Origin of the sequence: Streptomyces sp. ISL-87 (assembly GCF_018614095.1) — a bacterium.
Classification (GTDB): domain Bacteria; phylum Actinomycetota; class Actinomycetes; order Streptomycetales; family Streptomycetaceae; genus Streptomyces.
The window spans coordinates 1-9,247 of sequence record NZ_JAGGOY010000078.1 but is presented as its reverse complement, the minus strand read 5'-3'; the positions used below and the strand labels follow the sequence as shown (position 1 = coordinate 9,247).

At 71.1% G+C, this 9,247-nt stretch carries 11 protein-coding genes; 5 read left to right on the top strand and 6 right to left on the bottom strand.

Features of this window, described 5'->3' with window-relative positions:
- Nucleotides 1-29: 29 nt before the first annotated feature.
- The 4 genes from J7I97_RS27250 to J7I97_RS27235 form a co-directional block, all read right to left on the bottom strand.
- Complete coding sequence (locus J7I97_RS27250; RefSeq protein ID WP_214939803.1) at nt 30-1,151, bottom strand: LLM class flavin-dependent oxidoreductase; 1,122 nt, start codon at nt 1,149-1,151, stop codon at nt 30-32.
- 129 nt (nt 1,152-1,280) lie between these two features.
- Nucleotides 1,281-2,066, bottom strand: a complete 786-nt coding sequence (locus J7I97_RS27245) for an SDR family NAD(P)-dependent oxidoreductase (RefSeq protein ID WP_214939705.1) — start codon at nt 2,064-2,066, stop codon at nt 1,281-1,283.
- A gap of 87 nt (nt 2,067-2,153) precedes the next feature.
- The gene (locus tag J7I97_RS27240) at nt 2,154-3,101 is read right to left on the bottom strand and encodes an LLM class F420-dependent oxidoreductase (protein WP_214939703.1); all 948 of its coding nucleotides are present in this window, start codon (nt 3,099-3,101) and stop codon (nt 2,154-2,156) included.
- Between the two features lie 101 nt (nt 3,102-3,202).
- Nucleotides 3,203-3,805: a TetR/AcrR family transcriptional regulator gene (locus J7I97_RS27235; protein ID WP_214939700.1), complete on the bottom strand. Its 603-nt coding sequence runs from the start codon at nt 3,803-3,805 to the stop codon at nt 3,203-3,205.
- A 138-nt stretch (nt 3,806-3,943) separates the two neighbouring features.
- Here J7I97_RS27235 and J7I97_RS27230 point away from each other — a divergent pair, with 138 nt between their 5' ends.
- On the top strand, nt 3,944-5,374 hold the full coding sequence (locus J7I97_RS27230; protein WP_214939697.1) for an amidase: 1,431 nt from the start codon (nt 3,944-3,946) through the stop codon (nt 5,372-5,374).
- A 104-nt stretch (nt 5,375-5,478) separates the two neighbouring features.
- Here J7I97_RS27230 and J7I97_RS39665 read toward each other — a convergent pair whose 3' ends face one another.
- Both J7I97_RS39665 and J7I97_RS27220 read right to left on the bottom strand, forming a co-directional pair.
- Nucleotides 5,479-6,795, bottom strand: coding sequence for a hypothetical protein (locus J7I97_RS39665; RefSeq protein WP_285443907.1), 1,317 nt, complete (start codon nt 6,793-6,795; stop codon nt 5,479-5,481).
- 60 nt (nt 6,796-6,855) lie between these two features.
- Entirely contained in the window at nt 6,856-7,182 is a 327-nt protein-coding gene (locus J7I97_RS27220) for an ATP-binding protein (RefSeq protein WP_285441011.1), read from the bottom strand.
- Nucleotides 7,183-7,419: 237 nt separating this feature from the next.
- Between J7I97_RS27220 and J7I97_RS27215 the strand changes: the two genes are divergently transcribed.
- The 4 genes from J7I97_RS27215 to xerC all read left to right on the top strand — a co-directional run.
- On the top strand, nt 7,420-7,557 hold the full coding sequence (locus J7I97_RS27215; RefSeq protein WP_214939694.1) for a transposase: 138 nt from the start codon (nt 7,420-7,422) through the stop codon (nt 7,555-7,557).
- Between the two features lie 115 nt (nt 7,558-7,672).
- A complete protein-coding gene (locus J7I97_RS27210) occupies nt 7,673-7,960 on the top strand; it encodes a DUF1778 domain-containing protein (protein ID WP_214939692.1) in 288 nt (95 codons plus the stop codon).
- Nucleotides 7,960-8,340 (top strand): PIN domain-containing protein, encoded by a 381-nt coding sequence (locus tag J7I97_RS27205; RefSeq protein ID WP_214939689.1) that lies wholly within the window; start codon nt 7,960-7,962, stop codon nt 8,338-8,340. Before J7I97_RS27210 ends, J7I97_RS27205 begins: the two co-directional genes overlap by 1 nt.
- Before the next feature lie 49 nt (nt 8,341-8,389).
- The coding region (xerC, locus tag J7I97_RS27200) for a tyrosine recombinase XerC (RefSeq protein ID WP_251059221.1) at nt 8,390-9,247 on the top strand (858 nt) is incomplete at its 3' end.

Here is a 9,247-nt window from a genome sequence, read left to right as displayed (position 1 = left end):
CGACCCGGTGAACCTTGCCGGTCACGGCACTAGGCGCCCTGGCGGAAGCGTGTGGTGCGGTGCACCGGGTCCGTGTCGATCTCCGGGATCACGTGCTCGCCGATCAGCTTGATGGTGGTCATCGTGTCCTCGTACGACACCCCGGTCGGCAGACCGAAGGAGAGCTGGTCGGCGCCGGCCTGCTCCCAGCGCTTGCACTGCGCCCGCACCTCGGACGGGTCACCGCAGATCAGCAGTTCCTCGGCGATCAGCAGCTCGATGATCTCCGCGTTGTAGTCCGGCAGCGTCTCCGGCCACTCCGGGATCGCCTCGGGCCGCGGGAAGGTGTCGTGGTAGCGGAAGACCAGCGACTGGAAGCGGTTCATGTTCGCGTTGACCGCGATCTCCACCGCCTTGTCGTGGGTCTCCGCGCATATCGCGGTCGAGGTGACCATGACGTTGTCGTTGACGAAGGCGCCGATCGCCTTCGCCTCCTGGATCGCGGTCTTGTACTGCTCCAGGACCCAGGCCATGTCCGAGACCTTCTGCACGCTGAAGCCGAGGACGCCGAGGCCCTTCTTCGCGGCCATGGCGTACGAGGACGGCGACCCGGCGGCGTACCACATGGCCGGGTGGGCCTTGCCGTACGGCTTGGGGAAGATCTTGCGCGGCGGCAGCGACCAGTGCTTGCCCTGGAACCCCTCATATTCCTCCTGAAGGAACATCTTGGGGAACTCGGCGATGGTCTCTTCCCAGATCTCCTTGGTGCCGTTCATGTCCTCGATGCCGGGAAGGAAGCCGAGGATCTCGTGGCTGCCCGCGCCGCGCCCGGTGCCGAACTCGAAGCGCCCCTTGGAGAGGTGGTCGAGCATGGCGACCTTCTCCGCCACCTTGACCGGGTGGTTCACCGGGGCGAGCGGGTTGAAGATCCCGGAGCCGAGGTGGATGCGCTCGGTGGCGTGGGCGAGGTATCCGAGGAACACCTCGTTCGCCGACAGGTGCGAGTACTCCTCCAGGAAGTGGTGCTCGGAGGCCCAGGCGTACTTGAAGCCGGACTTGTCGGCCTGGATGACGTACTCGGTCTCCTCGATCAGCGCCTTGTGCTCTGCCTCGGGGTCGACCTTGGACCGCGCCTCAGGCACGTATCCCTGCACGAAGAGCCCGAATTCCAAGGGGTTCACCGTCCTTAAGTTTCTGACGTGTCGTCAGATTTGATGAGTTCGACTGTTCCATCGCGCGGCGGCACCGTCAATAGCTGACGCTCCATCAGAAACCGCTGCCGGAGCCGGCCGCCATGGGCCCTAGAGGATGCTGACGCCCGCCATCCAGCCGCCGTCGATGACGAACGGCTGCCCGGTGATGTACGAGGAGTCCTCGCTGGTCAGGAAGAGGGCGAGCCTGGCGACCTCCTCCGGCTGCCCGACCCGGCCCATCGGGACCACGCGCTTGTACAGCTCGGCCATGGCGTCCTTGGCCTCGTCGGTCAGGCCCGCCGGATCCAGCAGGCCCGGGTTCGCCATCGGGGTGTCCACGGCGCCCGGGCACATGGCGTTGACCCGGATGTTCTTGGCGGCCAGCTCCAGCGCGGCCACCCGGGTCAGGCCGACGACCGCCGCCTTGGTCGCGGCGTACGAGCCGACGTACGCCATGCCCGTGAGCCCCGTGTACGAGGAGGTGTTGACGATGGTGCCGCCGCCCGCGGCCTCGATCTCGGGGGCGACGGCCTTGATCCCGAGGAAGGCACCGACCTGGTTGACCTGGACCACCTGCTGGAACTCCTCCAGCGGGGTGCTGACCAGCTCGTTGAAGCGGAGGATGCCGGCATTGTTGACCAGGCCGTCGATCGGCCCGAAGGCCTCCTTCGCCGCCGCGACGGCGGCCGCCCAGTCCTCCTCGCGGCTCACGTCCATCCGTACGTACCGGGCGCGTTCCTCCCCGATCTCCTTGGCGACGGCGGCGCCCTGCTCGTCCAGTACGTCGCCCAGCAGCACTTTGGCGCCCTCGGCGGCGAAGAGGCGGGCCTCCTGCTCGCCCTGACCGCGCGCCGCACCGGTGATGATGACGACGCGCCCGTCCAGCTTGCCCATGCGAATGCCCCTAGTCGTCTGAGTGTGAGTCGGAGTCGGAGTCCGGGTTGGAGTCCGAGTCGGATTCGGAGTCGGATTCGGAGTCGTCTAGTCGTTGAGGAGGGGGGCCACCTCGGCCCCGAAAGCGGTGATCTGGTCGGTCAGTTCGGCGCGGTCGCGACTGCGGAAGCGGACCTGGATCTGGTCCACACCCAGCACCCTGTACTCCCGGAGGGACTCGGCGAGCGCCTCCGCCTTGCCGGTGAGGGCGCGCCGGCCGGTGTCCCAGCCGGGCTCGCCGACGTAGAGCGCCTCGGTGATCGCGCCGATCTCGATGGGGCCGGCCACCCCGGCCGCCTCCCGGAGTTCCCTGATACGGGCGATCTGCGCCGGGAGCCTGTCGCGCGGGTCGCCCTGCGGGAGCCAGCCGTCACCGCGTACGGCGGCCCGGCGTACGGCGGCGGGCGAGGAGCCGCCGACCCAGACGGGAATGCGCGCCTGGGCGGGGCGGGGCAGCTGCCCGAGGTCCTTGAAGGAGAACAGCCGACCCTCGAACTCCGGGTACTCCTCCGGCCCGAGGGCGGCGCGCAGGGCGTCCAGGGTCTCGTCGAGCACGGCCCCGCGGCGCTCGAAGTCGACGCCGAGGACCTCGAACTCCTCCTGGACGTGCCCGGCGCCGACCCCGAGGATCAGGCGGCCGCCGGAGAGGTGGTCGAGAGTGGCGTACTGCTTGGCGGTGATCAGGGGGTGGCGCAGGCCGACGACGGCGACGTGGCTCAGCAGCCGGACCCGCTCAGTGACGCCGGCCAGGAAGGACAGGGTGGCCACCGGGTCGTACCAGACGGTGCTCATCGGCCCGGCGAGCCGCCGCGGGACGGCCACGTGGTCGCAGGTGGCCACGTACCCGAACCCGGCCCGGTCGGCGGCCCGCGCCACCTCGGCCAGATCGACGGCGGTGGCCGATGCCTCCCAGGGCTCGGCGTAGATGGTGCTCTGCGACTGGATCGGGAGCTGCATCCCGTACACCAGCCGGCCTTCCGGAAACACGCGCGCCATGCCGTCCCCGCCTCGCCTTCGTCTGCCGATTCGTCATATCGGCGCAGGGGGCCATCGTCGTAGCTGACGCACCGTCAGGCAAGGGGTCGTTCGGCGCCGGTCTAGGCCGGCTGTTCCCAGAGGCGGGCCAAGTGGGCGTGGAGGACGTCCTGCGCCGCTTGCGGAGTGAGGTGGCCGATGAGGACGTGCGCGGTGAGGCCGTCCGCGAGGGCGAGGAGGGTGCGGGCCTCGCGTCGCGGATCGAGGGGCATCGCGAGGCCGGCGCTCTCGGCGGCTTCAGCGATGAGACCGGTGAACGCCTCCTGCAGGGCTGCGTAGTTCGCCTTCAGCGTCCTGGCGAGCGCCTCACTGACGGCCGCCTGCGCGACGAAGGCGAGCCAGACCCTGGCCTCGGCGCGGTGCTCCTCCCGGAGCAGCGAGAGTTCGGTGGCCGCGTGCCCCAGGGCCGTGCCGGCCGACTGGGCCGGGCTGCTGACGAGGCGGGCCCGTACACGCTCGCCGATCCGCTCGCCGATGTGCCCGAGGGCGAAGACGAGCATTTCCTCCTTGGTGCGGAAGCACCGCTGAACGGCGCCCATCGACACCTGCGCGCGGGCGGCGACATCGCGCAGGGTCACGCCCTCAAGTCCCCGTTCGTCGGCGAGGTGACAGACGGCCTCGGCGATGAGGCGGCGCCGACCCGCGTGATCCACCTGTCTGGGCATGCCCGTCGCCTCCCTGGCTCCACCGTGCTCTGTTTCGCAGCACACTTTATTCGATGCGCCCGTATCGGTTGCCGGGCTACAGTTCCGATGCAGTTGCATCGGAATGTGAACGGGAAATTACGGGAAGGACCACGCGCCATGCAGGACGCCCTGTGGAGGATGTCGGCCGCCGCGCAGGCAAAGGCGGTGCGCAGCGCGGACATCTCGGCCGTCGAGCTGATCGACAGCCACTTGGAGCGCATCGCCGAAGTCAACCCGCAGGTGAACGCGGTCACCCAGCTGCTGGCGGAGCGCGCACGCGAGGCCGCCGCGCGGACGGACCGGCGGCGGGCCGCCGGTGAAGTGCTGGGGCCGCTCGCGGGCGTGCCGTTCACGGTGAAGGAGAGCACCGCCGTCGAAGGCGTGCCGACCACGTTCGGCACGCCGCGGTTCCGCGATCTGGTGGCGGCGGCCGACGCCATCCCGGTGGCGCGACTGCGCGCGGCCGGAGCCATCCCCATCGGGCACAGCAACATGCCCACCTTGATCCTGGCGGGAATGCACACGCGCAGCGAGCTGTACGGCGACACGGTCAACCCGTGGGACCGCAGCCGGACCCCGGGCGGCTCCAGCGGGGGCGACGGCGTGGCCGTCGCCACGGGCATGGCGGCGCTCGGGCTCGGCAACGACTCCGGCGGATCGGTGCGCGTTCCCGCCCAGTTCTGCGGCGTGGCCGGGCTGAAGCCGACCAGCGGACGTTTTCCCGCAGACCAGCGCATGCTGGGCCCGGACGACCCCGGACCGGCATCCCAGACACTGGTCACCGACGGCCCGCTGGCACGGAACGTGGGCGACCTGCGGCTGGCCTACGAGGTGCTGGCGGGGACCGATCCGCGAGACCCACGGGCCGTACCGGTGCCCGTTTACGGCCAGCCGCTCCCCGGGCCGGTGAAGGTCGCGGTCGTCGCGGACCCCGGCGGGCACGGCGTCCATCCCACGGTGCGCGCAGCCGTCGAGACCGCGGCCGCGGCACTGCGTGACGCCGGGTACGACGTGCGGGAGGTGCGGGACGTTCCGAGGCTCGACGAGGCGCTCGAGGCGTACGGACGGATCACCGTAACCGAGTTCGCCCCGACCTGGCCGGTGGTGCGCGGGCTGCTCGGGGACGGCGGGGACCGCTACATCGCGATGACCATGGAGCAGACCCCGCCCGCGAGCGCGGCCGAGTTCATGAGGCTCATGGGCACCTGGATGAACATCCGCCGCTCATGGGCGGAATTCCTCGACGAGTACCCGCTGTTGCTGGGCCCGGTGTTCACCGAACCGCCGGTCGAGCCGGGGTTGGAGTCACGCGACAGGGCAGGACGGGACCGGGTCGGCTCGGCGATGCGCCTGTGCACCGTCACCAGCTTCGTGGGGGTGCCCGCCGTGGCCGTACCGACCGGAGTGACGGACGGACTGCCGACCGGAGTGCAGATCGCCGGGCGCGCGTTCCGGGAAGACTTGTGCCTGGCCGCGGCCCAGGCGATCGAGGACCGGCTCGGAGTGCTCACGCCGGTCGACCCGCGCATGGGGGTCAGGGCTGACTGAGCCTTGCGGACTGGGCCCTTGCCGGCTGAGCCCTTGCCGACTGGGCCCTTGGAACCGCGGCCCCGGTCGTGCCGGCTGAGCCCTTGGACCCGCGGCCCCGGTCGTCAGAAGCCGGTCGGGCCCATCGCGATGACCGGCTTCGCCGCCGGGTCCAGGGTTTCCAGGATCTTCTTCATCGCCTCCTTCGGGATGCCGACGCAGCCCTGGGAGGGGCCGTCGTGGTCCACGTGGAGCCAGATGTTGCCGCCCTTGCGCTCCCCCTCCGGCTTGGCCGGATCGAGGGGTGACACACCGCGCCGGCGGTTGAAGTCGATCGCCACGACGTAGTCGAAGGAGCCTGCCAGGGACTCGCCGTTGACGCCCTCACCCGTCGCCACGAAGGCGCGGTCCCGGTCGTACGGGAGCTTCGTGCCGAGCGGCTTCGGGAGGAGGCCGCCCGCGTCGGTGAGGGAGTAGACGCCTTCGGGGGAGGTGAGGTCCCCGTACTCGCGGTACTCGGGCGGGGACCAGCCCTTGGCGCCGTTGCGGGCCGGCCAGCTCGCGGCGGGGGTCCAGTCGGCGCCCGGGTCGGGGCGGGTGTACAGGGTGGCGGTGGACTCTGAGGAATTCTCGGCCTTGCCGGTGACGAGGATGAGCTGGCGGGAATCCGCGGGGATCCTGGCCCGGGTCGCGCCGCTGATGCCGGTCAGGCCGTGCAGGGCGTCCCGGCCGCGGCCACGGCCACGGCCGGCGTGGTCCGGATCCGGGGCCGCGGCCGGGTCCGGGGCCTGGTCCCCCGGGGCCTGGTCCGGGGCGTACCAGGGACCGGCCGGGTCCTGGGGGTCGACGGGCTCCGGGGCGGACCACGGGCCGGCTGGGTCCCAGGGGTCGACGGGCTCCGGGGCGGACCACGGGCCGGCTGGGTCCCAGGGGTCGACGGGCTCCGGAGCGTTCCACTGGCCGGGCGGGCCCTGGGCGTCGGCGCGGTCCGGAGCGTTCCACTGGCCAGCCGGGCCCTGGGCGTCGGCGCGGTCCGGGGCGTTCCACTGGCCAGCCGGGCCCTGGGCGTCGGCGCGGTCCGGGGCGTTCCACTGGCCAGCCGGGCCCTGGGCGTCGGCGCGGTCCGGGGCGTTCCACTGGCCAGCCGGGCCCTGGGCGTCGGGATGGTCCTGGGCGTACCACTCGCCGGCCGAGTCCTGGGCGTCAGCGTGGTTCTGGGCGCTGGCGTGGTTCTGGGCGCCGGCGTGGTTCTGGGCGCCGGCGTGGTCGAGGGCGCGGGCCGCGGGCACCGGGCGGTCGTCGGCCCTGGCCTGCGCGGGCCGCGCGCGGGGTGTGTCGTAGAGGGCGGACGCCCAGCCCGCCGCGAAGGTCAACAGGCCGAGGGTCGCGGCGAGGGCGAGGGTCGTGGGCCTGCGGGAGCGGCCCCGGGCGTGCTTGCTCATTCATCCGACCGTACACAGGCGATCTTCGGTCTCATGGCAGGCTCAACTCCAGGGTGTCGATCACACGGGAAAGCGGACCCGGATCGTCAGCCCGCCCTCCGGCCCCGGATTGGCCTCGGCGATCAGCTTCGCGCTGTGCGCCCGCGCGATCGACGCCACGATCGACAGCCCCAGACCCAGCCCCGCTCCCTCACCCCGCGTGTGCTGCCGCTCCGCGCTCCTCCGGAACGGCTCCAGCAGCCGCGGAACGTCCCCCGGCTCTATCACCGGGCCGGTATTGGACACCGTCAGCACCCCGTCGGCGGAGGTGCCCAGCGCGAGCCGGCCGCCCGCGCGGTTGTGACGTACCGCGTTGGCCAGCAGGTTCCGGACCAGGTGGCCCAGCAGGGCGCGGTCGCCTGTGACGGTCAGCGGCGCGAGGGCCCGTACGACGGTGAGACCCGGCGGCGGGCTCGCCGCCAGCTCCTCGCGCCCACCCGGCCCTGCCGCTCATCGCGGCCAGCAGGTGGATCTGTGGCTCTACGGCGGCCGGACAGGCGAGAAGAAGGGCTTAGGTGCACGGGAGTTCGTGAACCTGCGGACCACTGCCTGTCGGCAGCTCAGCAGGGCCCTGCTGATCCTGGTGTGGAACAGCGCCACCACCCACCCCCCTCCAAGGCGCTAAGGAAGTTCTGCGACCGCAACAGCGACTGGCTCACCATCGTCCGGCTCCCGCCCTACACACCCGACCTCAACGCCGTCGAAGGAATCTGGGCCACCTGAAGAAATCCCTGGCCAACCTCGCACCGAGATCGATCGAGGACCTCGCACGCCTGGCGAAGAACCGGCTCCGCAGAACCGGTAGGAACGCCTTCCTACCGTGCGCTACCGTGGATGCATGACCGCACGGAAGCTGTCGATCTCGGTGCCGCCCGAGGTCGAGGAAACGATCAAGGCCGCAGCCGCCGAAGAGGGCAAACCGGTGTCTGCCTGGCTGGCCGAGGCCGCTGTCGAGAAGGCTCAGATCGCTGCCCTGCACGCCCAGGGTCGCGCCGCCGCGCGCGAGCTGGTGGCGGAGTACGAGAGCGAGTACGGGAAGCTGCCCGAGGAGTCGAGGCGTCGCGCCCGCCAGTTCCTCATGGAGGCCGGGTTGCTGGACGACGAGCCGTGGTCGGCGGTCGGGTAGTGCGCACGATCGTCTACGACACTGGCGCGCTTCTGGCCGCCGAGCGCCGCAACCCGGACTTCCTCGCCCTGCACGACGAGCTGACCGCTGCGCACATCCGCCCCATCGTGCCCGTCGTCGTGCTCGCCCAAGCCTGGAGAGGCGGGCCGCAGCACCAAATCTCCAGGGTGCTCAAGGGCTGCGACGTTCTCCCCGACGACCAGCGCACCGGCCGTGCCGCCGGCATCGCCTGCGGCGCCTCGGGAACCTCGGACGTGATCGACGCGCTCGTCGTCACCACCGCCGTCCAGCACCAGGCCGCCGTGGTCACCAGCGACCCCGACGACCTGACCCACCTCGCCGACTCCATCGGCGTCAAACTCCGCCTCTTCACCATCTGACCGCCGCGGACGATCAGCACCACGAAGGGCGGCGGAGCGGGCTTTGTCGATGGCGCAGGGCGGCCTGGCCGCGTACCTGACGTACTGGCTGGAGAACGTCGCCGTCCACCACCTCCGCGAGACCACCCACACCCGATACGCCGTCTGCGTCGACCGCTACCTCATCCCCGGTCTCGGCAAGAAGAAGCTCGCCAAGCTCACCGCCAAGGACGTCCGCACCTGGCTCAACGAGCTCCGTACCACCTGCCAGTGCTGCGCACGCGGCATCGACGTCGGCCGCGATCAGCCCCGATGCTGCGCCACCGGAGTGTGCTGCTCCAAGCGTCTCTCCCCGCTGACGCTCGCGTACATCCATTCCGTCCTCAAGTCCGCCCTGGAGCACGCCGTCCGAGAAGAGGAGATCCCCCGTAACGTGGCCCGGAACGTCCGCACCGGTACACACCGCCCCCGCCACTTCGAACCACTCACCGCCGACGAAGCCCACCGGTTTCTCGCCGCCGTCAAGGGCACCCGTCTGCACGCACTGTACGAACTCGCCCTCCACACTGGCCTACGCAAGGGTGAGCTCCTCGGCCTCCGCTGGGAAGACCTCAACCTCAACGCGGGCACCGCCTCGATCCGCCGGACGCTGCAGCGCACCAACGCAGGCGGCCTCACCACGCTGCCCACCAAGACCCGGGCCTCCGAGCGTCGCATCGCACTCCCCGCCCGCTGCCTCCAGTCGCTGAAACACCACCGCGAACAGCAGCAGCAGGAACGGAACACTGCGGGCGCCGAGTGGCAGCAGAGCGCGTACGTGTTCACCACCCCTCAGGGCAGACCGATCGACCCGGCCAACCTCACCCGAACCTTCACCACGCTCCTCCGCAAGGCAGGCCTCCGCCGCATCCGCTTGGTGAGTCGGCCC

Bases quoted from the DNA above. Each gene is read 5' to 3' on its own strand.
- J7I97_RS27245 (WP_214939705.1), bottom strand. From the start codon at position 2,066: ATGGGCAAGCTGGACGGGCGCGTCGTCATCATCACCGGTGCGGCGCGC.
- J7I97_RS27240 (WP_214939703.1), bottom strand. From the start codon at position 3,101: ATGGCGCGCGTGTTTCCGGAAGGCCGGCTGGTGTACGGGATGCAGCTC.
- J7I97_RS27235 (WP_214939700.1), bottom strand. From the start codon at position 3,805: ATGCCCAGACAGGTGGATCACGCGGGTCGGCGCCGCCTCATCGCCGAG.
- J7I97_RS27230 (WP_214939697.1), top strand. From the start codon at position 3,944: ATGCAGGACGCCCTGTGGAGGATGTCGGCCGCCGCGCAGGCAAAGGCG.
- J7I97_RS39665 (WP_285443907.1), bottom strand. From the start codon at position 6,795: ATGAGCAAGCACGCCCGGGGCCGCTCCCGCAGGCCCACGACCCTCGCC.
- J7I97_RS27210 (WP_214939692.1), top strand. From the start codon at position 7,673: ATGACCGCACGGAAGCTGTCGATCTCGGTGCCGCCCGAGGTCGAGGAA.